Source organism: Aeromonas sp. R5-1 (assembly GCF_040908265.1).
In the GTDB taxonomy this organism is placed as follows: Bacteria; Pseudomonadota; Gammaproteobacteria; order Enterobacterales; family Aeromonadaceae; genus Aeromonas; species Aeromonas caviae.
In genome coordinates, this window is record NZ_JBFODJ010000125.1 from 107565 (window position 1) to 131779 (window position 24215).

Annotated in this window: 20 protein-coding genes, 1 tRNA gene, 1 pseudogene and 1 other annotated feature; of the genes and pseudogenes, 14 read left to right on the forward strand and 8 right to left on the reverse strand. The window is 64.0% G+C overall.

Translation table 11 applies throughout. The features are described from left to right. Positions 1 to 155: 155 nt before the first annotated feature. From AB5Y64_RS17340 to AB5Y64_RS17355, 4 genes are all read right to left on the reverse strand, one after another. Complete coding sequence (locus AB5Y64_RS17340; RefSeq protein ID WP_039041374.1) at positions 156 to 785, reverse strand: outer membrane beta-barrel protein; 630 nt, start codon at positions 783 to 785, stop codon at positions 156 to 158. 178 nt (positions 786 to 963) lie between these two features. Beyond that, entirely contained in the window at positions 964 to 1518 is a 555-nt protein-coding gene (locus tag AB5Y64_RS17345) for a DUF3157 family protein (protein WP_368204302.1), read from the reverse strand. A gap of 88 nt (positions 1519 to 1606) precedes the next feature. Next, the gene (locus AB5Y64_RS17350) at positions 1607 to 2470 is read right to left on the reverse strand and encodes a hypothetical protein (protein ID WP_161469945.1); all 864 of its coding nucleotides are present in this window, start codon (positions 2468 to 2470) and stop codon (positions 1607 to 1609) included. A gap of 114 nt (positions 2471 to 2584) precedes the next feature. Further along, positions 2585 to 3184 carry an HAD family phosphatase gene (locus tag AB5Y64_RS17355; RefSeq protein WP_161469965.1) on the reverse strand — a complete coding sequence of 200 codons (600 nt, stop codon included), beginning with the start codon at positions 3182 to 3184 and terminating at the stop codon, positions 2585 to 2587. A 191-nt stretch (positions 3185 to 3375) separates the two neighbouring features. After that, positions 3376 to 3509 (forward strand) — a sequence feature (Phe leader region). Positions 3510 to 3547: 38 nt separating this feature from the next. Here AB5Y64_RS17355 and pheA point away from each other — a divergent pair. Continuing rightward, a complete protein-coding gene (pheA, locus tag AB5Y64_RS17360; RefSeq protein ID WP_010673312.1) occupies positions 3548 to 4720 on the forward strand; it encodes a prephenate dehydratase in 1173 nt (390 codons plus the stop codon). A 669-nt stretch (positions 4721 to 5389) separates the two neighbouring features. On the opposite strand, the gene AB5Y64_RS17365 is transcribed toward pheA, so the two are convergent. Both AB5Y64_RS17365 and AB5Y64_RS17370 read right to left on the reverse strand, forming a co-directional pair. Beyond that, complete coding sequence (locus tag AB5Y64_RS17365) at positions 5390 to 5815, reverse strand: LPP20 family lipoprotein (RefSeq protein ID WP_010673311.1); 426 nt, start codon at positions 5813 to 5815, stop codon at positions 5390 to 5392. Between the two features lie 88 nt (positions 5816 to 5903). Then, the gene (locus AB5Y64_RS17370; protein WP_010673310.1) at positions 5904 to 6524 is read right to left on the reverse strand and encodes a FlgO family outer membrane protein; all 621 of its coding nucleotides are present in this window, start codon (positions 6522 to 6524) and stop codon (positions 5904 to 5906) included. Positions 6525 to 6789: 265 nt separating this feature from the next. On the opposite strand from AB5Y64_RS17370, the gene AB5Y64_RS17375 reads away from it, so the two are divergent. The 4 genes and pseudogenes from AB5Y64_RS17375 to AB5Y64_RS17390 all read left to right on the forward strand — a co-directional run. Then, positions 6790 to 7941 (forward strand): flagellar assembly protein FlgT, encoded by a 1152-nt coding sequence (locus AB5Y64_RS17375; RefSeq protein WP_368204303.1) that lies wholly within the window; start codon positions 6790 to 6792, stop codon positions 7939 to 7941. Between the two features lie 50 nt (positions 7942 to 7991). Continuing rightward, a tRNA-Arg gene (locus tag AB5Y64_RS17380) sits at positions 7992 to 8068 on the forward strand. Between the two features lie 263 nt (positions 8069 to 8331). Beyond that, positions 8332 to 9156, forward strand: a complete 825-nt coding sequence (gene ppk2 / locus AB5Y64_RS17385) for a polyphosphate kinase 2 (protein ID WP_041214649.1) — start codon at positions 8332 to 8334, stop codon at positions 9154 to 9156. 160 nt (positions 9157 to 9316) lie between these two features. After that, positions 9317 to 10514: pseudogene (locus AB5Y64_RS17390) on the forward strand (PQQ-dependent sugar dehydrogenase); the annotation flags it as partial. Positions 10515 to 10595: 81 nt separating this feature from the next. On the opposite strand, the gene AB5Y64_RS17395 reads toward AB5Y64_RS17390, so the two are convergent. Continuing rightward, the gene (locus tag AB5Y64_RS17395; protein WP_010673300.1) at positions 10596 to 11390 is read right to left on the reverse strand and encodes a DeoR/GlpR family DNA-binding transcription regulator; all 795 of its coding nucleotides are present in this window, start codon (positions 11388 to 11390) and stop codon (positions 10596 to 10598) included. A 256-nt stretch (positions 11391 to 11646) separates the two neighbouring features. Here AB5Y64_RS17395 and ltnD point away from each other — a divergent pair, with 256 nt between their 5' ends. From ltnD to AB5Y64_RS17440, 9 genes are all read left to right on the forward strand, one after another. Beyond that, on the forward strand, positions 11647 to 12555 hold the full coding sequence (gene ltnD, locus AB5Y64_RS17400; protein WP_368178800.1) for an L-threonate dehydrogenase: 909 nt from the start codon (positions 11647 to 11649) through the stop codon (positions 12553 to 12555). Further along, positions 12552 to 13805: a 3-oxo-tetronate kinase gene (gene otnK / locus AB5Y64_RS17405; protein ID WP_171865473.1), complete on the forward strand. Its 1254-nt coding sequence runs from the start codon at positions 12552 to 12554 to the stop codon at positions 13803 to 13805. The genes ltnD and otnK overlap by 4 nt, the downstream gene beginning before the upstream one ends. Beyond that, a complete protein-coding gene (locus tag AB5Y64_RS17410) occupies positions 13798 to 14430 on the forward strand; it encodes an aldolase (protein WP_041214644.1) in 633 nt (210 codons plus the stop codon). Before otnK ends, AB5Y64_RS17410 begins: the two co-directional genes overlap by 8 nt. Continuing rightward, positions 14427 to 15200: a 2-oxo-tetronate isomerase gene (gene otnI, locus AB5Y64_RS17415; RefSeq protein WP_279956131.1), complete on the forward strand. Its 774-nt coding sequence runs from the start codon at positions 14427 to 14429 to the stop codon at positions 15198 to 15200. Before AB5Y64_RS17410 ends, otnI begins: the two co-directional genes overlap by 4 nt. A 35-nt stretch (positions 15201 to 15235) precedes the next feature. Further along, positions 15236 to 16186: a D-erythronate dehydrogenase gene (denD, locus tag AB5Y64_RS17420; protein WP_042864308.1), complete on the forward strand. Its 951-nt coding sequence runs from the start codon at positions 15236 to 15238 to the stop codon at positions 16184 to 16186. Next, the gene (locus AB5Y64_RS17425) at positions 16183 to 17688 is read left to right on the forward strand and encodes a GntP family permease (RefSeq protein WP_010673294.1); all 1506 of its coding nucleotides are present in this window, start codon (positions 16183 to 16185) and stop codon (positions 17686 to 17688) included. The genes denD and AB5Y64_RS17425 overlap by 4 nt, the downstream gene beginning before the upstream one ends. Before the next feature lie 90 nt (positions 17689 to 17778). Further along, positions 17779 to 18669 carry a DMT family transporter gene (locus tag AB5Y64_RS17430; protein WP_042878204.1) on the forward strand — a complete coding sequence of 297 codons (891 nt, stop codon included), beginning with the start codon at positions 17779 to 17781 and terminating at the stop codon, positions 18667 to 18669. A 59-nt stretch (positions 18670 to 18728) separates the two neighbouring features. Beyond that, a complete protein-coding gene (locus AB5Y64_RS17435; protein WP_279956130.1) occupies positions 18729 to 20666 on the forward strand; it encodes a methyl-accepting chemotaxis protein in 1938 nt (645 codons plus the stop codon). Positions 20667 to 21349: 683 nt separating this feature from the next. Beyond that, complete coding sequence (locus AB5Y64_RS17440) at positions 21350 to 22750, forward strand: OprD family outer membrane porin (RefSeq protein WP_010673291.1); 1401 nt, start codon at positions 21350 to 21352, stop codon at positions 22748 to 22750. A 52-nt stretch (positions 22751 to 22802) separates the two neighbouring features. On the opposite strand, the gene AB5Y64_RS17445 is transcribed toward AB5Y64_RS17440, so the two are convergent. Further along, positions 22803 to 24131: an IS4 family transposase gene (locus tag AB5Y64_RS17445; protein ID WP_053288733.1), complete on the reverse strand. Its 1329-nt coding sequence runs from the start codon at positions 24129 to 24131 to the stop codon at positions 22803 to 22805. Positions 24132 to 24215 lie beyond the last annotated feature (84 nt).

The following is a 24215-nucleotide window of genomic DNA, read 5'->3' on the forward strand; positions in this document are numbered from 1 at the left end:
AGCCTTGAGTAAGTTATAGCAGTTATACAAAAAATTGGAAGCTGTATAACTATTGCGAACTGATACGGCCAGGGGGCGGCGGGCGGATCAGCCCCCATAAAAAAAACCCATGACCGAAGTCATGGGTAAAGGTGAAGACCCTGCAGGAAGGATGATCAGAAGCTGTATTTCACACCCAGGCTGGAGATGGAGCCTTTTTGCAGATCCCAGTTGCGATAGGTGTAGTCGGCGGTGAGGGCCAGGTTCTGGGTCAGCTTGTACGCCGCCCCCGCCTTGAAGTCGTGCATGTCGTCGGTCATGTTGGCGTAGCGATAGCCGGTGGAGAGCTCGACGGCGCCGATGTCGTAGCGCAGGCCCACTTCTCCGTAGAGGCTGCCGCTCTTCTTGCGGGCCAGGGTATCCCAACCGGAGTGGTTCACGTCGGAGGCCAGCTCCCGTTCCAGGCTGTAGCCCATCAGGCCGGTTTCACCGTAGAGGTTCAGTCCGGTGCTGAGGGGGGTGTAGACACCCATCCCCAGGCTGGAGATGGCCATGCTGTCGTTGCCGCTGCTGCGGGAGGTGTATTCGCTGCCGATCCGGCCATAGACATTGCTGGTGAAGCTCTTGGAGAGATCCAGGCTCAGGCCGCCGAAGTCGCGGTTCTCCCCATCCTTGCCACCGATGTAGTCAGACTTGGTGTGGGCCCAGGTGGCAGAGCCCTTGGCATAGCTGAAGGCATCTTGCGCCAGGACGGAGGTGGAAGAGAGACCGGCCAGAACCAGAACAGACAGTGCGATCTTTTGCATTTTGTTGACTCCATGGGTTGAGTTAGGCGGACCTAACTGGAATGGAGCCATTGTGACGGGCAAAGGGGGTAACGCCGAGGAGCAAGCTGTTGCCAAACCATGTCAGATGTAAGCGGATATTGCTGGCGGTTACCGGTGCAACACTCTGCGGGGGAGCGAGGGCTCCCCCGCCGTCATCCTAGCGGAACTCCACCTCGTCGATCTGCACCCGCACCAGCGGCTTGCCGGTGAGGCCGGCGGGTCGTGCCAGCTCGATGGCCCGGGAGGTGCGTGCCTCCCCCTTGCGCAGGTAGGAGTCAGGCAGGCGGTTCTCCCCGACCCAGAAGCGCACGGGCTCGCTCGAGAGCTGCACCCCGTCGGCGCTGAACAGGGTCAGGCTGCCGTTGACGCGCACCACGTTGCGACTGCCGGTGTTGCTCACCACGAACTGCAGGCTGAGGGGATCGTCCCCCGTCACCAGGCCCAGCTTCACCGTGATGCCGTCCCGGGTCGCCTGGGAGAGCAAGTCGGGATGGGCCATGGCCTGCTCGGTCAGCACCGGGGCCGCGACACTCGCCGTCACTGCCTGACCGGCTACCGTGGCTGCCGGCTTGACCAGCAGGTATTCCCAGGTGAAATCGTCATTGAGTTGCACCTGGCGACCATCCGGCAAGGTGATCTGGTGCAGGGGAGCCGCCTCGGCCAGCAGAGGGCACAGACAGAGGGCGACCAGCAGTCGGGAGAGGGGTTTCATGGGCAGGCACTCGATAAAGGATGCGAAGGGGGCAGTATAAAGAGTCGCGCCCTCCTTGCCTATGACCCCCCTCACGTTACGCCCCGGCTCAGATGACCAGGGGGTGGTGATCCTCCAGCGTGGCCAGATCCAGGGTCACCAGATCGAACTGGGCACTCCTGAGGGCCTTCTGGATGGTGGGCTGCATGTCGAACACCAGGGCCCGCAGCCGTTCGGGCACCCGGATCCTCGCAAGGGTGGTGACCCTGTCACCCAGGGTATGGAAGAAGACCTGGGCTCCCCCCAGCCCCATGTCCACCAGCATCTGCTCGGCCATGTCGACCATCCGCAGGTGCCGCCTGTCCAGGGAGGCCATATCGACAAACCGCCGGCTCAGGCAGGCCTCCCCCACGTCTCCCCAGAGCGCCAGTTGCCGCTTGTGAAAGCCGTAGCGAAAATCCCGGTTGGTCATCCCCTGCTCGGCAAAGATCCAGAGGGTGTTGGCGGGCAGGCTGTGGAATCGGCGCAGGTACTCCCGCTTCTCCTCCACCGAGGCCGACATCAGCAGCGGCGGGCCCTCTTCATGTTCGAGCTGCTGGCAGAGGTAGCGCACCGGGTCGGTCACCTCGGCGAGGTGGCCCAGGTGGGCGCTGAAGATCATCTCGTCGGTCTTGAGCACCTGATGGGGGATGCCGTAGTGCCGGCAGTAGCGCTGTGCCCTGGCCACCGACTGGCGGCTGAGGGTGGGGTTGTCCAGGGTGATGGCGCTAAATCGCACCCCGCTGGCCCGGCACAGATCCATGCTGTAGCAAGATTCCAGTCGGCCGGAGAAGGAGACAAGCAGTTCGCTGTAACCGGCCAGGGTGTTGATGAGCCTCTGTTCCCTGGCTTGAAAGGTCTGATCGTATCCCCGATGCAGCGCAACGACATTGGCATCCATAACAACAACTCCGGATGATGAACTGGATACCATTTTGCCCGCACCAAGCTGAATATACACTTAAAGAGCATGGATAAAGCTGTACGTTATTTGCCCTCAATCAAGGTTTTGCACACTTTTTTCGCTGCGAAGCGAAACTGGCTCTCCTCAGGCAGGCAACAACCCCTGAGCGATCAGATGCGCCCGGCACCGGGCCGGATCGGTGAAGATCAGCCCCCGCAGACCGAGCGCCTCGGCCGCCGCCACGTTGGCCGGGCTGTCGTCGATAAAGAGGCACTCCCCAGCCTTGAGGTCGAACGACACCAGCAGATAGCGGTAGATGTCGGGCTCGGGTTTGAGCATCCGCACCCGGGCCGACACCACCTTGCCGCTGAAGAAGCGCCAGAAGGACTGATGCTGCTCCAGCCAGTCGATGCTGGCGTGCCCCATGTTGGAGAGGGCATAGAGGGGGTGGCCTGCACCGTGCAGTTCTTCGATGAGCGCCACCATGGCGGGATCCGGCACAAGGGAGGACGGCACCGCCTGCAAGATGGCCAGATTCTCCGCCATCGACAGGCCGGTGCGCCCCTGCGCCTGACGGGCCATGGTGTGCAGGGAGAGGGTCCCCCTGTCCACCTCCAGCCAGTCCGGGTGGTTGAACAGCTGATCCGCGATCGCTGTCGCCCCCTCGGGTCCGCGCACCCCACTCACTATGGCCACCGGATCCCAGCGCACCACCACCCTGCCCAGATCGAAGATCACCGCCATCGTCTCGTCCCCTCTATGTGTTGTTGCCACGGATGTGGTCACGGCGGTTGCCACAAACAGGGACCAGAACGACGCTCACTCTCCCCCTGCAACCCGAGCCACCACCCTGCCCCGTTCAACGCCCCCGGGCAAGTTTTACTTGCATCGCACCGCCAAATCCCTTAATGGTTATGGCGTTACATTCAGGACACGCCCATGAACACACCATTCTTCTTTGTTTTCTCGTTTACCCGGCCCACATGAGGGAAGGCCCGTCGTCACGTGAACCATTCGCGTAAACAGAAACCAAAGACGAATCGAGCCTCCCCAGCGGAGGCTTTTTTTTGCACCACACACCACAGAATCACTGGATAGGGAACCACCATGGCAACGCTCGACGAGATCAGACACGACATCACCCAGTTGGATCAGGAGCTGCTCGCCCTGCTGGCCAAACGCAAGACCCTCAGCATCGAGGTCGCCCGCGCCAAGCAGGCCAATCCCCGTCCCATCCGTGACCACCAGCGCGAGCAGGACTTGCTGGTCGCCCTGATCCAGAAAGGGCGCGCCCTCGGACTGGATGCCCAGTACATCACCCGCATCTACCACACCATCATCGAAGACTCCGTGCTCTCCCAGCAGGCCTACCTGCAGAGCCTGCTCAACCCCCAGCAGCAGGAGCCCATGACCAGCGTCGCCTACCTGGGACCGCGCGGCTCCTACTCGAGCCTGGCCGCCCGCAAGTACCTGGCCCGCTACAAGGATCAGGTGATCGAGGTGAACTGCCAGAACTTCCGCGAGGTGCTGGACACAGTGGAGTCGGGCCGTGCCGCCTTCGGGGTGCTGCCCATCGAGAACACCAGCTCGGGCTCCATCAACGAGGTGTACGACGTGATGCAGCACACCACCCTCTCCATCGTGGGTGAGCTCACCTATCCCATCGAGCACTGCATCCTCACCGCCGTGCCCACTGAGATCGAACGCATCAAGACCTTCTACGCCCATCCCCAGGTGTTCCAGCAGTGCTCCCATTACCTCAGCAAGCTGGAAGGGGCGCGCCACGAGATCTGCGACTCCTCCTCCAGCGCCATGATGAAGGTCAAGGAGCTGGCAAGCCCGGAAGCGGCGGCCATCGGCAGCGCCGCCGGCGGCGAGCTCTATGGCCTCGACGTGCTGGCCGAGCAGCTCGCCAACCAGAAGGAGAACTACAGCCGCTTCATCGTGGTGGCGCGCAAACCCATTGACGTTGCGCCCCAGATCCCGGCCAAGACCACCCTCATCATGTCCACCTCCCAGAAGCCGGGCTCCCTGGTGGAGGCGCTGCTGGTGCTGCGCAGCCACGAGATCAACATGACCAAGCTGGAATCCCGTCCGGTGCAGGGCAACCCCTGGGAGGAGATGTTCTACCTGGATGTCTCCGCCAACCTGCAGACCCCGGCCATGCAGGCCGCCCTGCTGGAGCTGACCAAGATCACCCGCTACATCAAGGTGCTGGGCTGCTACCCGAGCGAAGACGTCAAGCCGACCGCCGTGCCGCCCGTCTTGATGGGAAGCTGATGGGGAGCGGATCCCGCCCCTGCCACACAAAGGCGAGCCCCGGCTCGCCTTTGTGCTCTCTGCGCCCTCCCCGTGAGACGCGGCCCAGTCCCGCCCTTCCCTTCCGGCGTTAAACCGCCCTCCACCCCCTTCCTCGTGGACCCGGGATCCTGGCGCTGCTGTCTCTCCACTCACCATCAGGCCATCTTCCTCCCGTTGCGGCCTCCTTTTGCCGCCTGCCGGGCCTTTCTATCGTTTGGCTTTATTTAACGACATGGTGATATCGTTAGATTTCCCTAAACAAAAAAGGCTGCCATTCCGGCGCCCGGGCACCTCTTGTTCTACTTCAGCCCCCTTTTTCCTCGCCACAGGCCGGATCCCGCCCGGCCATCAAGTCCGTTTCTCCTGCAGAAGACCAGCTCTCCCCCCAAGACGCCAATCCCGGTTATCCTCACCGCAGGCCAGTTATCCCCCAAGACGCCAACCCCGGTTATCCTCCCCAGGCCCTATCCCGTCCAAGGCGCCAACCCCGGTTATCCTCCCCAGGCCCTATCCCGTCCAAGGCGCCAACCCCGGTTATTCCCCGCAGATCCGAGCCCTTTCCCGACCAAACAAAAAGGCGAGCCTGCGCTCGCCTTTGTCTGTGCCGTGATCATCGCCGGGCTCATGCCGGCGCCCCCCGGACCCGCCCTAGAACTGGCCCGCCATCAGCTGGTTCAGGTGATAGAGGTTGCGGGTGTCGAGCTCCAGCTCGGTGGCATAGGTGTTGCCACGGGGATAGGTCGCCACCACCCGGGCACCGCGCACCATGCCCGCCACCGACACATCCAGGGAGTTGGAGGTCTGGGTCAGGTCCTTGTAGCTGCTCTGGCCGCGCACCTGCTGGCCGTTGAGCTGCTCCGCCAGCTCCCGGTAGGCGTCCATCTTGGAGGCGCGGATCGCCTGCAACATCTTCTCGGACTGGGAGGGACCGGGCTGGATGTCGATCACCGCATACCCCACCGCCTTGAGCACCGGGAAGTCATCGGGCTTCTCGCCCACGTCATAGTTCACCACCCGGTTGCCACTGCACGCCGTCAGCAACATGGCCATCAGGCAACCCAACAAGATTTTCATCGCTGTTTCCCCGTTTTCCTGTTCACCACACCCGATGTTTCACGGCTCAATGTCAGCCAGCCCGCTTCACGCTTCATGACGCGCCACCTCAAGGGGTCAGGTTGACCAGATGGCCGGACGGGCTCTGGCCCCCCCGCATCAGGTAACCGCGATTGATGGAGGCCCGGCCAAAGGAGTTGCTGGCACCGGACAAATATTGTTTCGGGATCAGGCTCTGGGCCGTGGTCTCCACCATCTTGGTGCGCAGATCGATGATGCGGGCGTTGACCAGGATCCCCTGCTGATTGCGGCTGAAGGTGCCGGTCAGGATGCGGGAGATGGGCAGCCGGGACGAGAGATCCTTGTAGTTGCGGCTCATCACGAAGTCCCCCTGCGGGGTCACCTGGATATTGCCCGTGGTCTTGAAGTCCACCACCACCTCACCGCGCCGGTTCAGCTCGTAGATGAAGCTCTCCTCGATCTGCTGCCCCATCCAGTTGGTGTCCTTCAGGGTGTCGAGATCGACAAAGGAGGCGACCGCAATGGGCTCGGTCAGGGTCGTGAGGGACTTGCGCTCCATCAACTGATCCGTCATGCGGGCCACCAGCCAGTTGAGCTCCATCCCCTTCGCCGCCTGGCGAGGGTCTCCCAGCTCCCGATTGATGGGGTCGGCCGACCCGCAACCGACCAATGCCAGCGCCACCGCCAGCACCGTGATAACTCTCTTCATGGATACCTTTCCTGTATCTGCACCTGACCTGTTATCGGTCGCAACCGCCAACACTTGAGGCGGGAATGCGCGCAGGATCCTCGATGATCCCAGGGCAAAGGCGCGCACTGTGCCACCGGAGCCCACCGTACGGGCTCCGGCCAGGGAAGAAGGCATGGTTCTTGCTTTTATTTGGTCACCCGCTCCGGTGCAGACCGGATCTGTGTCCAGGATCCCTGACCCGCCTCACCGGCGGCAGCGGGGTCGCCCACTCAAGGTGTTTGTTATGAAAGTTTCGCTGCTGTTCACCCTGCTGCTGGCCAGCCTGTCGGCCAGGGCCGAACTTATCGAGGCCCAGGGCAGTGCCGCCATTCTGGGGGGCGACGAGGTCTATGCCCGCGAGCAGGCGACCCGGGATGCCCTGCGCCAGGCGCTGCTGGCCAGCGGCGCCTCCGTCTCCAGCATCCAGCGCCTGGAAAACGGCAGCCTGCGCTCCGAGCAGATCCAGATCCGCTCCGGCGGCGACATCCGCCAGTACCGCCTCAAGCGCGAAGAGGTGCGCAACGGCCGCATGTACATCACCCTCGTGGCCGACATCCAGGCGGAGCGGCAGATCTGTCAGACCCAGCACTACGCCAAGGATTTGACGCTGGTGCGCCTGCGCCTGCGCTACCCGGACCAGGCGAGCACCGGTGCCCTGGACGACATGCCCGCCGATCTCTCCCGCCGGCTGTTTGAAACCCTGGCGACGACGCCCCAGGTGGTCGCTCGCCAGTGGCTGGACGAGAATCTGCGCATCGACCCTCTCCATCTGCAACAGGGGGATCGCAGCGCCCTTGAGGAGATCAAGGCCCTGAGCCTGCGCACCGACAGCCAGTATCTGGTGCTCGGCAGCATCGACGACCTCTCCCTCGAGCCCCAGGGCAACGCCCTCACCAGCTGGTATGAGGATCCCGTGCGCAACTTCTCCATGCAGCTCTACCTGTTCGACGGCATCAACGGCAGCCTGCTCGGCCGCAAGGGGTACAAGGGCCGCGCCAACTGGACCTTCTCCAAGCGGGAACAGGTGGGCAGCAGCGGCGGCCAGTTCTGGCAGTCGAGCTTTGGCCAGGAGGTGGGCTACCAGTTGAAGGAGGCGGCCCAGGACATCGCCGCCGAACTCGCCTGTGCCCCCGTCACCGCCCGGATCGTGGCCCAGCACGAGCGCGGCCCCCACATCAACCTGGGCCGTCGCAACGGGGTCAAGCTCGGGGACCAGTTCCGCGTCCAGCACAGCGCCGACTTCGTCGACCCCTATGGCAAGTCCAGGGTGATGCGCAACCCCGCAGACGGTCTGTTCGAGGTGGTGCAGGTGTTCGAGGATGGCGCCATCATCAGCAGTCAGAACAAATATTCGCCGTTCAATGTCCAAATCGGTGACCTGGCCGTATTGGAATAGGAATCAAGGGTTTAAAAGCACAATGCTTCTTGTATAATGCCCGCCACAAGGTTCCCGTAGCTCAGCAGGATAGAGCGGTCCCCTCCTAAGGGACAGGTCACTGGTTCGACTCCAGTCGGGAACACCATACACAGCAAGGGGCTGGCATCGTCATGATGCCAGCCCCTTGTGCGTTTCTGCGCCATTTCCCCTGCATCCATGGCGGCCAGGTCCCGCCCCCCCCCTCTTCAATGTCTCACTGCCACCAACAACCCCGCGAGCCCCACCAAAGATGATCCCGGCCATCCCCCGGTAGTTGCCACTCCCGGTGGCGGCACACCGTCATCTACCCTTGAAGGGCGCCGTCCGGCAGGACGGCCTTCCATTCGCCGAGACACAGAGAAGGACATCATGGGCAGCAAACGAAAATCCAGAACGGAAGAACCGGTCGTGGCCGAGGCGCAAAAGCCCCTTGGCAACAAGGCATACGAAAAAGCGCTGCGCCTCTTGCACGTGGAGCTGGTCAGGCTGCAGCAGTGGGTGGTGCACAAGGGGCTCAAGGTCTGCATCGTCTTCGAGGGGCGCGACGGGGCCGGCAAGGGGGGCACCATCAAGGCGATCACCGAGCGGGTCAGCCCCCGGGTCTTTCGGGTCGTCGCACTGCCCGCCCCCACGGAGCGGGAGAAGAGCCAGCTCTACTTCCAGCGCTACATCCCCCATCTGCCGGCGGCGGGGGAGATCGTCATCTTCGATCGCAGCTGGTACAACCGGGCCGGGGTGGAGCGCATCATGGGCTTTTGCAGCGAGGAGGCGAGCGACAAATTCCTGGCTGGCACCCCCATGGTGGAAAAAGCCCTGGTGGACTCAGGCATCATTCTGCTGAAGTACTGGCTGGAGGTGACCCCACAAGAGCAGGAGCGGCGGCTGCGTGATCGCATCGACGATGGCCGCAAGATCTGGAAGCTCTCCCCCATGGACATCAAGTCCTTCGATCGCTGGGATGACTACACCCGGGCGCGGGATGCCATGTTCATCGCCACCGACACCGCCTGGGCCCCCTGGTTCGTGGCCCACTCCGAGGACAAGAAACGGGTGCGCCTCAACATCATCTCCCACCTGCTGGCGCACATCCCCTACGAGGCGCTGCCGGCGGAGCCGGTGAAGCTGCCCAAGCGCAAGATAGGCAAAGTCAAACCATCGGAGCACCCGCTTCGCATCGTGCCAGCCCTCTTCTAGCCAGAGGGGGGTGAGCCCTGGCTCACCCCCTTTCCCTTCCTGCCCCAAAGGACAACCGGCGCCGCCGGTATCACCCAATGGCTTGTTGTTGCTCACGTTTTCCCGTTTGCCTCCCCTATACTTCAGCGACATTCAGGTCTGGCCGAGCGAGGAGGCCCCCATGTTGCGACTGTTTGCCCTGCTGCTTGTCTGCCTGGTGCTCCCGGTGCGGGCACTGACCCTGACCCCGGTGGCGGGGGAGCTGCGCCACCCCTGGGGGCTCGCCTTCCTGCCGGATGGCGGCTACCTCGTCAGCGAGCGCCCTGGGCGCCTGCTGCGCATCGATGCAGGTGGCAACCGCCATGTGGTCTCCGGCCTGCCGCCCCTCGCCGCCACGGGTCAGGGGGGGCTGCTCGATCTCGCCCTGGACAGCGATGGCTGGCTCTATCTCAGCTACAGCGAGCCGGGGGACGGGGGAGCTGGCACCACCGTGGCCCGGGCCCGGCTGCAAAAAGAGGCCCTCGTCGACTGGCAACTGCTGTTTCGCCAAGAGCCCAAGGTGGCTGGCGGCACCCACTTCGGCTCTCGCCTGGTGCTGACGGAGGATGGCTATCTCTTCATCACCCTGGGGGATCGCTACAGCGAGCGGGAGCGGGCCCAGACGCTGGACAACCACCTCGGCAAGACGGTGCGTCTGCACAAGGATGGCCGGGTCCCTGCCGACAACCCCTTCGTCAAGACGCCGGGGGCCCTGCCGCAGATCTGGAGCCTGGGCCATCGCAACATGCAGGGGGCGGCCCTGCGCCCGGGCAGCCAGCAGTTCTGGACTCACGAGCACGGCCCCCAGGGCGGGGACGAGGTCAACCTCATCCTGCCAGGCCACAACTACGGCTGGCCCAGAGTGACCTTTGGCGAGGAGTACGGGGGCGGCAAGATTGGCGTGGGCCAGAGCGCGCCGGGCATGACGGCGCCGCGCTGGATCTGGGTGCCCTCCATCGCCCCCTCGGGCATGGCCTTTTATCAGGGGAACCTGTTCAGGGAGTGGCAAGGGGATCTGTTCGTCGGCGCCCTGCGTGGTCAGGCCTTGTTGCGCCTGCACCTCGACGGAGACAAGATAGTGTCGGCGGAGCGGCTGCTGACTGATCTGGGGGAGCGGATCCGTACCGTCAAGGAGGGCCCCGACGGCGCCCTCTACCTGTTGACGGATTCAGGCCAGGGGCGCCTGCTCAAACTGACCCCATAGCATGAAAGGAGCAAGGATGAAGACGAATCGCATGCTGCTGGTGCTCTGCACCAGCCTCTGGTTGCTGGGCTGCAACACCATCCACGGGATGGGGCGGGACATCGAGAAGGCGGGGGAGGTGATCCAGGGCTCCGCCAAGCTGACGGACGCACCGGCCGCAGAGGGTCGCTGATCCCGGCCGGGTGGCGCTGTGGTTCGCCGCCTGTCGCCCCTTTCCTTACCCCTGTTCGGCGCTGGCCACCAGACTGGCCAGCGGCGCCATGGTCACCCTGACCCCGTGCTGTGCCAATGCCTCGCGGGCGCTCTGGGGCAGTTGCTCGTCGGTGATCACCTGATCGATCGCATCCCAGCTCACCACGTTGAAGGTCCCCACCTTGCCATATTTGGACGAATCGCAGATGAGGATGCGGGTCGCCGCCGACTCCACCACGGCTCGCTTCACCGGCACCTTCTGTTCGCTCGGGGTGGAGATCCCCTGACTGTCCCAGGAGGAGGCTGACAGGAAGGCGATGTCCAGATGGAGGTTGCGCAGGAAGTGGGCGGTGGCCTCCCCGGCACAGGACTGGTTCTCGCGAATGACCTGACCCCCGGTGTGATAGAGGCGGCAGCGGCCGTGCTCGATGAGGTAGGCGCAGACCATGAAGTCGTTGGTCACTATCATCAGGTCTTCCCGAAGCGCCAGCTCCCGGGCCAGCTCCAGGGAGGTGGTACCGGCATCCAGATAGACGGTGCTCCCCTCGCTCACCTGGGCGGCGGCGAGCCGCGCAATGGCCAGCTTGGCCCCCTGCATCAGGCTGCGCTTGGCGGCGTGTGAGGGCTCGCTCTTGATCCGCTGGGAGAGGCTGACCCCGCCGGAGACGGAGAGTACCCGCCCCTGCTCCTCCAGCTTCTGGATGTCGCGCCTGATGGTCATGTGGGAGACCTGCAGCCAGTCGGTCAGCTCCACTATGCTGACCACACCGCGCTCTGCCAGCAGTTGCAGGATACGTTGCTGTCGCTCTACGGGAATCATCTTGCCTCGCGCCTCGGGAAAAGGAAGGTGCCATTCTACCCCAGCGACCTGGGAAAAAATGATAAATAACCTGAAACGGGCTCACAAATCACATTTATTCACAATAAACACGCTAAAACTTGACCCAAAAGAATCTCAATCCGCATAAATAACAAAAATTAACACTCAATAAGTTATTTTTTGTGACGACTGCCTGATATTTCATCGCCGCAAGCCTCTACTATCTGCTCATCAGTCGTAATCGAGGAATCACGAGATGAGCACTCCCTATCATGTTGCGGTCATCGGCCTGGGCGCCATGGGCATGGGCGCCGCCCGTTCCTGCCTGCGGGCCGGGCTCACCACCTATGGCATCGACCTCAGCGAACAGGCCCGCGGCCAGTTGCAGCAGGCCGGTGCCGCCGCCGTCATGGCCGATGCCAGGCCCCTGGCCGAGACGCTCGATGCCGTGCTGTTGCTGGTGGTCAACGCCACCCAGGTGCGCCGCATCCTGCTCGGCGAAGCGGGGCTGGCTCGCCACCTCAAACCGGGCACCGCCATCATGGTCTCTTCCACCATCGCCGCCGAAGAGGCGAGCGCCCTGGCTGCCGAGCTGGCGCTGATGGGGTTGCCGATGCTGGATGCGCCGGTTTCCGGTGGTGCCATCAAGGCCGATGCCGGCGAGATGACGGTGATGGCCGCAGGCTCCGACGCCGCCTTCGACAAGCTGGCCCCGGTGCTGGATGCAGTGGCAGGCAAGGTCTACCGGGTCGGCAGCGAGCCGGGCCAGGGCAGCACGGTCAAGATCATCCACCAGCTGCTGGCCGGGGTGCACATCGCGGTGGCCGCCGAGGCCATGGCCCTGGCCAGCCGGGCCGGCGTATCCCTGGATCTCATGTATGACGTGGTGACCCATGCCGCCGGCAACTCCTGGATGTTTGAAAACCGCATGCCCCGGGTGCTGGCCGGTGACTACCAGGCCCGCTCCGCAGTGGACATCTTCGTCAAGGATCTCACCCTGGTGGCGGACACCGCCAAGGCGCTGCGCTTCCCGCTGCCGCTGGCGAGCACGGCGCTGAACATGTTCCTCGGCGCCAGCAACGCAGGGTACGGCCAGGAAGATGACAGCGCCGTCATCAAGATCTTTTCCGGCATCCAGCTGCCGGGTCAGGAGGAGCAAGCATGAAACTCGGTGTCATCGCAGACGACTTCACCGGCGCCACCGACATCGCCGGTTTCCTGGTGGAGAACGGCCTCTCCACCCTGCAACTCGCCGGCGTGCCGGAGCATGACGGGGATCTGCCCCCGGTCGATGCCGTGGTGATCAGCCTCAAGAGCCGTTCCTGCCCCGCGGGCGAAGCGGTGCGCGACTCTCTGGCGGCCCTCGACTGGCTCAGGGCCCGCGGCTGCCCGCGCATCTACCAGAAGTACTGCTCCACCTTCGACAGCACGGCGGCGGGCAACATCGGCCCCGTCACCGACGCCCTGCTGGCGGCGCTTGGCCAGAACTTCACCCTGATCTGCCCGGCCCTGCCGGTAAACGGTCGCACCGTCTATCAGGGCAACCTCTTCGTCGGCGCCCAGCCGCTCGCCGAGTCCGGCATGCGCCATCACCCCATCACCCCCATGACCGACAGCAACCTGCTGCGGCTGATGGAGGGGCAGGCCCAGGGCCGTGCCGGTCTGGTGCCGTTCAATACCATCGCACAGGGTCCCGGCGCCATTGCCGACGCCTTTGAGCAGCTAACGCAAGCGGGTGTGCGCTACGCCGTGGTCGACACCCTGACCGAGCAGCACCTGCTGGACATCGCCACCGCCGCCCTCGACATGCCCCTGGTGACCGGCGGATCCGGCCTCGCCATCGGCCTGGCCCGTCAGCTTGGGAGCGGCGATCTGCAGGGTGCCCGCGAAGCGGGCTGGCCCAGAGGCACCCGCGCCGCGGTGCTGTCGGGCTCCTGCTCCGAGATGACCAACCGTCAGGTGGCCCGCTATCGCCAGCACGCTCCTGCCCTGGCGCTGGATGTGGTGCGCTGCCTCGAGGATGCCGACTACCCGGCCGAGCTGGCGCGCTGGGTACTGGACCAGCCCCGTACCCCGGCGCCGCTGGTCTACGCCACCACCAGCCCGGCAGAGCTGGCCCGCATTCAGGAAACCCACGGCCAGCAGGCGGCCAGCGACGCGGTGGAACACTGCTTTGCCCGCCTTGCCCAACTGCTGCAAGGCGCCGGCGTGGACCGCTTCATCATCGCCGGTGGCGAGACCTCGAGCCGGGTCACCCAGGCTCTCGGCGTCAAGGCGTTCCACATAGGCCCGCAGATCGCCCCCGGTGTGCCCTGGGTGCGGGCCATCGACGCCCCCCTGTCGCTGGCCCTCAAGTCCGGCAATTTCGGGAGCGACGACTTCTTCGACAAGGCTCAGGAGTACTTCCATGACTGAACAGGCACTGCGCGACACCATGGTGATGCTGGGAGCTTCCCTCTTCCAGCGCGGATATGCCACCGGGGGCGCCGGCAACCTCTCCGCCCTGCTGCCGGACGGCACCCTGATCGCCACCCCGACCGGCTCCTGCCTGGGACGGCTCAGCGCCGACAGGCTCTCTCACGTCAACCTGCAGGGGGAACACCTGGGAGGTGATCGCCCCTCCAAGGAGGTGGCCTTCCACCTTGCCATCTACCACAACAATCCGGACTGCCGGGCCGTGGTGCACCTGCACTGCACCCACCTGACCGCCCTCTCCTGTCTGGAGGGGCTGGATCCGGCCAACGTCATCCGCCCCTTCACCCCCTACTACGTGATGCGGGTCGGCCAGTTGCCGCTCATCCCCTACTACAAGCCGGGGGATGCCCGCATCGCCGAGGAGCTGGGGCGCCGCGCTCCCGAAGGCAACGCCTTCCTGCTTGCCAACCACGGCCCCGTGGTGACGGGCAAGGATCTGGTGGATGCGGTCAACAACATGGAAGAGCTGGAGGAGACGGCGCGCCTGGCACTGATGCTTCATGGCCACTCCATCCGCTACCTGAGCGAACCCGAAATTGATGAATTGAGGAGGATGAAACCATGAGCAAGTTTGCCGCCAATCTCACCATGCTGTTTACCGAGGTGCCGTTTCTGGAGCGCTTCGCCGCCGCCCGCGAGGCAGGTTTCGAAGCCGTGGAGTTCCTCTTCCCCTACGAGTGGCCGGCCGCAGAGCTGGGCCGCCGCTTGCGCGAGCAGGGGCTCTCCCAGGCCCTGTTCAACATGCCGCCGGGCAACTGGGGCGCGGGTGAGCGCGGCATGGCTGCCATCCCGGGGCGGGAAGCGGAGTTTCGCGGCCACCTGCCAAGCGTGCGTGACTATGCCCTGGCGCTCGGCTGCACCAAGGTACACGCCATGAGCGGCATCGTGGATCCTGCTCATAGCCTCTCGGCCCACCGCCAGACCCTGATCGACAACATCCGCTTCGCCGCCGACTTCCTGGCCGAAGACGGCATCAAGGTGCTGCTGGAGCCGCTCAACGATAGAGATGTGCCCGGCTACTTCCTGGCCCACCAGCTCGACGCCCTGGCCCTGGTGCAGGAGATAGACAGGCCCAACGTGGGGGTGCAGCTTGACCTCTACCACGCCCAGATCATGGACGGGGATCTCACCCGCCTCATCGGCAAGCTGGGTCCGGCCATCGGCCACGTCCAGATCGCCTCGGTGCCGGATCGCCACGAGCCGGACGAGGGGGAGATCGCCTACCCCCACCTGTTCAAGGCGCTGGCGCAGGCGGGCTACCACGACTGGATAGGCTGCGAATACAACCCCAGAGCCGGCACCCGGGAAGGGCTGGGCTGGCTGACACAACAATAACGACCCTGAACATGAACGAGTCTGAGGATAACAAGATGCAGATCATCATCACCGGCGGCGGTGGCTTCCTGGGCCAGAAACTGGCCCGGGCCCTGCTGCAAGGCCCCCACCCCTTCACCGAGCTGCTGCTGGTGGACATCCAGCAGCCGCAATCCCCCCTGCCGGACCCCAGGGTTCGCTGTTTGCGGGCCGACCTCACCGAACCCGGTGTCGCCGAGTCCCTCATCAGCGAGCGGACCGCCGTGGTCTACCACCTGGCCGCCATCGTCAGCAGCCACGCGGAGCAGGACTTCGATCTGGGCTGGCAGGTCAACCTGGACACCACCCGCACCCTGCTGGAGGCGTGCCGCCATGCCCGGCCGGGCATCCGCTTCGTCTTCACCAGCTCGCTCGCCGTCTATGGCGGCCCGCTGCCGGAGCTGGTGAATGACGGCACGGCGCTCACCCCCACCTCCTCCTACGGCGCCCAGAAGGCCATGGGGGAACTGCTGGTCAACGACTACAGCCGCAAGGGCTTCGTCGACGGTCTGGTATTGCGCCTGCCCACCATCTGCGTGCGGCCGGGCAAGCCGAACCGCGCCGCCTCCTCCTTTGTCAGCAGCATCATCCGCGAGCCGCTGCAAGGGGAGAGCGCCATCTGCCCGGTGAACCCGGATCTGCGCCTCTGGCTCTCCAGCCCCGCCACCGTGGTCGCGAACTTCCTGCTGGCGGCCAGGCTCCCCGCCACCGGTGACGCCCGCAGCATCAACCTGCCCGGCATCAGCGTGACCGTCGGCGAGATGCTGGAGGCCCTCGCACGGGCCGGTGGGCAGGCGGCCCGGGATCGGGTGCAGTTTGCCGCCGATCCGGCCATCGAGCGCATCGTGGCGAGCTGGCCGGGACGCATCGACAACCAGCGGGCCAGCGCCCTCGGCTTCGCGGCAGACAGGACGTTTGCCGACATCATCGACAGTTTCATCACCCATGACATGCAGGAGGCATCATGAGCGACATCCCAACCCCCATCATCGGTCTCATCATCGCGGTCTTCGTGCTGGTGTTCCTGGTCATCCGCACCCGGGTGCACGCCCTGATCGCCATGCTGGCGGCGGCCTGCATCGCCGGGATCACCGGCGGCATGAGCATCGACAAGACCCTCACCGTGATCACCCAGGGCTTTGGCTCCACCCTCGGCAGCATCGGCATCGTCATTGGCCTCGGGGTCATGATGGGTCGCCTGCTTGAGGTCTCCGGCGCCGCCGAACAGATCGCCTACAGCTTCATCAAGTGGCTCGGCAAGCGCCGCGAGGAGTGGGCACTGGCCATCACGGGCTACATCGTCAGCATCCCCATCTTCGTGGATTCCGCCTTCGTCATCCTCTATCCGGTGGCCAAGGCGCTGGCAAAAAGTGGCAAGCGCTCCCTGCTCACCCTGGGGGTGGCGCTCGCGGGCGGCCTGGTGGTAACCCACCATACCGTGCCGCCGACCCCGGGCCCGCTGGGGGTTGCCGGCCTGTTTGGCGTGGACATCGGCGCCATGCTGCTGACCGGCATGGCCCTGGCCATCCCCTGCGTGCTCGGCATCGTCTTCTACGCCCAGTGGCTCGACAAGAAGTACCCCGAGTTCGGTGCCCAGGCCGCCCAGACCCCGGACGAGCTGCAAGCCACCTATGAGCAGTACCTCAAGGAGAAGGAGGGCAAGACCCTGCCGAGCCTGACCCTGTCGCTGCTGCCGATCCTGGTGCCCATCGTGCTCATCTTCGTCAAGGCCATCTTCACCACTCTGGCCACCCTGGAGGGGATGGACGGCCTGATGGCGAACCCCCTGGTGCAGGGCATCAACTTCATCGGCACCCCCATCATCGCGCTGGCCATCAGCGTGCTGCTGGCGGTCTATACCCTGGTCCCGCACATGGACAGGCACGCCACCGCCGCCCGCCTGGAAGAGGGGTTGCAATCCGCCGGCATCATCCTGCTGGTGACCGGTGCCGGTGGGGCGCTGGGGGCCGTGCTGCGCGACAGTGGCGCAGGCCAGCAACTGGCCGAGCAGATCGCCCAATTGCCCATCTCCCCCATCCTGATCCCCTTCATCGTGGCGACTCTGGTGCGCCTCATCCAGGGGTCCGGCACCGTGGCCATGGTGACGGCGGCCTCCATCTCCGCCCCCATCCTGGCGCAGATCCCCGGGGTCAACATGCTGCTGGCCGCCCAGGCCGCCACCATGGGGTCGCTCTTCTTCGGTTACTTCAACGACAGCCTGTTCTGGGTGGTCAACCGCATGATGGGGATCTCCGACGTCAAGCAGCAGATGATCGTCTGGTCCATCCCGACCACCATCGCCTGGGCCATCGGCGGCACCGGCGTCGCCCTGCTGAACCTGCTGTTCGGCTCCGGCGGCACCTGGTTCGACCCCGTGCTGCCGCTGCTGGTGCTGGCCCTCATCGTCTGGTACGTCAAGGGGCAGTCCCTGGCTCCGGCGGCAGGGGCCGTCCCGAGCCGGGAGTCATAACTCGCGCCGTCACGGCACCGCTGTGTGACGAGGGCCAGTCTGCTAGACTGGCCCTCTTTTTCGTTCATTCATCTTGCAAAGGAGTGTTGGATGCCTGCGTCTTCCTGGTGGGACAAGTCCACCGGTTTTGCCCTGCTCACCATCTTGCTGTGGGCCTCCCTCGCCGCGCTCACCTCCCGGATCACCAGCGTCTCGCCGCTGGTGCTGGTGGGGCTGGTGCTGCTGTTCTGCGGGGCGGGCACTCTGCCATTCTGGCGCCAGTGGCGCGCCAGCCCCCTCACCTGGCTGGTGACCATCACCGCCCTGCTGCTCTATCACCTGCTGCTGTTCACAAGCTTTCGCCACGCCCCCGTGCTGGAGGCAAACCTCATCAACTACCTGTGGCCGCTGTGCATCATCCTGTTCACCCCCTTGCTGCTGCCGGGTCATCCCCTGAGCCTGCACCATCTGCTGGCCGGGGCCCTGGGTCTCGCGGGATCGGTGCTGGTGATGGTCGATGGTCACCTGCAGTTGCAACAGGCCCATCTGCCCGGCTACCTGCTGGCCCTCGGCGCCGCCATCGTCTGGGGCGCCTATTCCGTGCTCTCCCGCCGCCTGCCTCCCGCTCCCGCCGTGGTCACGGCCGCCGCCTGCCTGCCCGCAGGGCTCCTGGCCCTGCTGCTGGCATGGATGCTGGAAGGCCCCTTGCCATTCGCCCGGATCCCCCAGGGGGACTGGCTGCTTATCGCCGGGCTCGCCCTCGGCCCCATGGGGGCGGCCTTCGTCACCTGGTATCTGGCGCTGCGGGACGGGGATCCGCGCCGCATCGGCGCGCTCGCCTACCTCACCCCCTTGCTGAGCACCCTGCTGCTGGTCTGGCTCAACGGCGAGGCGCTCACCCCGCGCCATCTGCTGGCGGGGGGGCTCATCATGGGCGGCGCCCTGCTCGGCCTGCTGGTGAAAAGCCCAGGTCAACGGGAGCTGGCACGGCCACTGTCATAAAAACGCCATCAGACCTGATTAAGCTCGCGCCCATTGCGTGATTCAAGCAGGAATCTGATGTGAAAATTGCCCATTTTGCCTCCCTCTCTTCCCTCGTCTTGCTGCTGGTGGCCGGTGTCCAGGCCACCGCGCTCTATCATGGCTGGCAACAATTCAACCACTCGGCCCAGGCCCAGCGTCTGCAGGAGCGCCTGCAACAGCAACTGAGCGGTCCGTTGCAGGGGGCGCTTCGCGACTATCTCGGCAGCGGGGATCCCCTGCTGCTGGCCCAGGCACAGGGAGTGCGCCAGCAGGCGCTGGCGCTGTTGTCCCGCCTGGAGGATCCCCAGACCCAGCCGCTAAACGCCCGGCTTGAGCAGATGAAAACCCGCATTGACGGCGACTATCTGGCGGCGGGCAAGCTCTCCGGCAACAGCCAGTGGTTGCTGCAAAATGCCGAGAACGAGTTGACCACCCAGGCCAAAGCCTTGCTCCGTTACGGCCAGCAGGGAGCAGCCGCCGGGCGGGATCCGGCCCTTGCCGAGCAGTATCGCCAGGGGGCGGCCGACATCCTGACCGCCCTCCCCTCCCTCGCCCACCAGCGCCAGAACTACATGGAGCAGGCGAGTGCCAAGCGTCTCGAAGGGCTGCAATTCGAGCTGGCTGCCCTGCAAAAGCAGGCCGACTCCCTGGCCGCCCTGCCGAGCCTGGCACTTTTCGAGGAGGCACCGGCCGACGAATTCACCCTGGGAGAGCCGATACGCAAGGAGCTCGGGGATCAGCCCAAAGCCGAGCTGACCTCCCTGCTCAAGCGCTATCCCCAGGAGCTGGAAAACAGCCGCAAGGCGCTGCAACAGCAGCAGGCCGCTCGTCAGATGGTGCAGCAGGACATCACCCAGCTGCTGCAAGCGGGGGAGCAATTGGGTGAACAACTCGCCGCCGCCCGTCAGACCATGAACCGGGAGCTGGCCACCGTGCTCGGCGTGCTGGCGCTCTGCCTGGTCGTGGTGGCCCTGCTGTTCGCCCTGGTGCAGCGTCGCTGGCTGGTCAGGCCCCTGCTGCAACTGCGGGCAGCCTTCCTGCAGCTCGACGCCACGGGTCAGGCCCAGCTCCTGACCCCGGGGCGCGAGCGCAACGAACTGGCGGACATCGTCGCGAGCTACAACCGCCTGATACAGCGCCTGCAACAGGATCAGCAGCAGAAGGCGGGGCAGCTCTCCAGCGTCTCTTCCAGCCTGCAGGAGATGGTGGAGCAGGTGCAGGAGATCCATCACAGCACCCGCACCACGGAGCAGGCGGTGGATGAGAGCGACACCATGATGCAGGAGCTCAACCAGCTCGCCAGCGAGGTGCACCAGGTCGCCGCCGAAATCGCCCAGCACGCCCAGCACAATGAACACTCCATGAGCCAGAGCGAGCGGCTGGTCGGGGGCATGCTGACGGCTACCGCCCAGACCGGGCTCGCCATCGACGAGAGCAGCGGCGCCCTGGCCCAGCTGACCCGCTCGGTGGAGGACGTGACTGCCATCGTCGACGTCATCGGCCATATCTCCCAGCAGACCAACCTGCTGGCCCTCAACGCCGCCATCGAGGCGGCCAGGGCCGGGGAGCAGGGACGCGGCTTCGCGGTGGTAGCCGACGAGGTGCGCCACCTCTCCGCCGACACCCAGCGCTCCCTCGGCCAGATCACCGAGATCCTGGCCAGCCTCACCCAGGCGGGGGATCAGCTCGCCACCGTGCTGGCCCGCATCACCGCAGAGGCCGCCGAGCAGCGCCAGCAGGCGGAGCAGCTGCGCCAGACCACCCTGACGGTGCGGGAGATGGCGCGCAGCACCGCCGTCATCGCCCTGCAGGGCGCCGACAATGCCAAGAGCCAGGAGCACAGGCTGGCGAGCTTCGCCGCCCTCATCGGTCGCATCAGCCAGCACGCCCGCCAGGGCAGCCGCCTCTCGGTACAGGTCTCGGAGCACATACACCACCAGGCCCAGCAGATCCCCCGGATCCTGAGCCAGGCCTGATAACCCCCGGGTCTGGTTCGCACCAGACCCGGGGCGCGTTCCCTGTCTACCTGCCCGCAGTACGGCCTTGCCGCAACCCTTCTCTTGATGCTCCCGTCACGTCTTCACGGGCGATGACGGATTGCCTCATCCATTCAGTCACAGGCTCCCTCAGCCCTTTCACATCCCTGGTCCCCCTGTCTGTCGGGGGGGGACGGCTCACGCTCACGACAGTGGACATCCGGCCGGGCCCATCTTTTTTTGTGATACAAAATTATATGTTGCCACCGGGTTAACAAAGAAAGTTCTGCCTTGACGGCAAGATCTGCGCAGGAGAACGGTGAAATCACCATGAAAGCGCTGTCATTGCCGACATAAGTGGCCTGGGAGTGCCCACACCAAGAATCATGATTATTTGCACTCGGTCATATTTTTGAAACTTGCCGGGAACTTTACATTGATATTTCGCACCGCGAACGTACTCTTGGTGATGTCAGATCGCCAAGGATCGACAGCCAAAAAATAACGACTGTAACGATGCAGATAGCCCCGACCGATGCGCCAAGGCATCAGGCACAAGGGCACGACAGAGAACCATTTTTTTGCCCTTCGGGGTGTTGATTGCAATGCCAATACCGAGCGGCGGGTGCCTACCCGGCTGCCGGATAAAAAAGCTAAGTCCATAAAATCAGGAGCAATAACAAATGGAAAAAGTGATCTTCAAGCGCGCCGCGTTGAGTGCTGCCGTGGTCGCGGCACTGGTCGCACCTGGCATGGCGTTCGCCGCTCAAGACATGATGAGCCCGGAATACGGCAAGTCCTACAGCGCCTTCATCGACGAAGGCAAGCTCACCGGTGGCCTGTTCTACTTCCAGCGTGAGCGTGATCGCGTCCAGGCCGGTCCGGGTCAGGATGGCAAATACCACTCCAACCTGAGCCATGCCACTACCCAGGCAGCCCTGAACTTCAACTCCGGCTATGCATGGGGTGTGGTCGGCGTCGACGTGGGCGGCTTCGGTGCCTACGATCTGGCCGTTGACGAGAGCAATGGCGTCAACGAAGAGAACGAGTTCTCCTTCTGGGGCGACAAGTGGGGTTCAGGTGGTGACGGCGTTCCCGAGAACGGCTTCAGCCTCTCCAACGCCGCCCTGAAATTCAAGTTCGGTGACGCGGTCACCGCCAAGGGTGGTTACACCCAGCTCTATGTACCCGGCATCCTCGGCGTCAACTGGTCCTATCAACCCGGTACCTACCGTGGTGGCCAGATCGAAGGCACCTTCGGCGGCCTCTACCTGACCTATGCCATCGCCGACGAGTACAAGGCTCCCTGGTTCAAGAACACCACAGGCTTCTCCAAGAGCAGCCCCTATGCCAGCGATCCCTTCACCGATGCGAACAAGATCGACTACATCCACGGTCTGGCCGCTCGCTACACCTTCGAGAACGGCACTGCCGTCACCGCCGGCTTCGGTCAGTCCGAAGGCTACATGGACAGCTACCACTTCAAGCTGGCCCACAAGTTCGACGTACTGGGTGGCCTGAACACCAGCTACCAGTTCTACGGTTCCGACACCGAGAACAGCGACTATGACGGCCTGGCCTGGCAACAAGCCCTGACCGCCAGCTGGGCAGCCGGCCCCTATGGCTTCCGTCTGGAAGGCCTGTGGACCAAGGCTGAAGGGGATCTGGGCAACTACCTGCCCCGTCTGACCCGCGGCTACGGCAACTCCCAGGGCGCGAACGAAATCTGGTGGGATTCCCGCTCCGACTGGAACCACAACGACGAGAAGGCCCTGTTCTTCGGCGTGACTCGTTCCCTGGATGATCTGGTGGGTGCACCGGGCTGGGGCGTGGGTGTCTCCGGTGCCTACGGCTGGGATGCCAACAACGGCGACAAGTCCCTGGAAGGTGGCAAAGAGTGGGCAGCCAACTTCGACGTCATGTACACAGTGCAGGACGGCAAGCTGAAGGGCACCCTGTTCAAGCTGCACTACACCGACTACAACAACGAACAGGACGACAAGGGTAGCTGGTACTACCCGAACATGTTCAGCTCCGAGCATGACGTCAAGTTCCACATCATCATGCCGTTCACCATCATGTAATCAGGCATCTGACGTGACCGAAAACCGGGCCTCTGGCCCTAATGCCAGTCAGTTAAGCCTGACTGGCATTGTTTTTACTAGGTTTTCTCGTCGCATACTTCTGTGGTTTGGCTTTGATGCACCTTGGGTAACTTCGTTCTCGGCGGGCGGGTAACTTGAACTGCTCTGCCTGTTTGTCCAACTCAGCGACACGCCCTGGAACCATGCCCGGTGACACAAACGGCAGGCAACTGAGTTCATGCAGCAGATACACCGATGCCATGTGAAAGCTCAACTGGCTGGCCGTATAGCCCTTTAAGCTCGCCGCCATCCTAACCATCTGATATCTCAGTAGGTTATAGGCCAATACCAAGCCCCATAGCTCCTGCCTTACTCCATCGGGTTTCTTGCTGCGCAGCGTCAGCCGGTGCTGTTGCAGGCTATGTTTCATCTCCCGATAGCCCAGCTCGATTTCCCAGCGATTCTGGTATAGCTCCATCAACTCGCTGGCCGGGAAGCGCAGCGGGTCGGTGAGCGAGGTCAGCACCTGCCGCTCCTTGCCGTTTACCGTCCGGGTCAGCAGCCGGGCTTCGAACTGCTCCGGCAACTCGCTCCACTTCTTCTTGGCCTGCGGACTGGCACTGAGGCGTACCAGCACATCCTGCCGCCCCAGCTTGCGGATGACCTCGTATTGAGCCCCCTTTTTCAGCGGAATAAGCCAGTGACGCGCTACGCCCTGGCGTTGCCAGGCATGGAGTAACCCCAGTGAGTAGAAGCCCTTATCGAACAGGGTCAGGCTATTATCGGGTGTTTTTTCAATCAGTTGCTCTGCCAACACCATCTCGTTTACCGCACAGGAGTCCATCACTGTCTGGGTCAGCAGATGACTGGTCAGCTCCATCTGACACAACATGCGGACCTGGGGATATTGCGTCTCCCCCTGGACGGTTTTCGACTTGGCAAAGGCGCCGGCATTGTCCGGAGTATCGGGCGTGCGCCAGACCACCCCGTCCACGGCCAGCAGCTGCAAGCCGGCCCAGGTGGGGTGCTGACACTGCTGATGCCAGAGTGTGGCGGTCTGCTGGAACACCTGTCGAACGGCTTGGTCAGCCAGTTTTTGGCGCGCCTGGATGAAGGCGCTGGGGACGACAAACGGCCGGTCGCCGGGTAACAGGATATCGAGCTGGTTGGCCAGCTGGGCCATAGGGACATGACGAAACAAGGACATCCCGATAATGGCCCATAGCACCCGCTCCATGGGCATGCGCCGTCGGCGCAAGGAGACGGAGCCCGTCTCGGCCAAGCAAGCCTGCACCAGTTCAGGTGACAGCAGGTCAGACAGGGACTCAAACTTTCCGGGAGGACAGGCGTGAATGAAGTCGAGAGCTTGGTCGATACGCATAAAAAAATCCGAAACCCAACAAGGAGTTTCGGATTCTTACACAGCCTGAGGATCGGTCAATGGATCCTTAACTGATCGGCATTA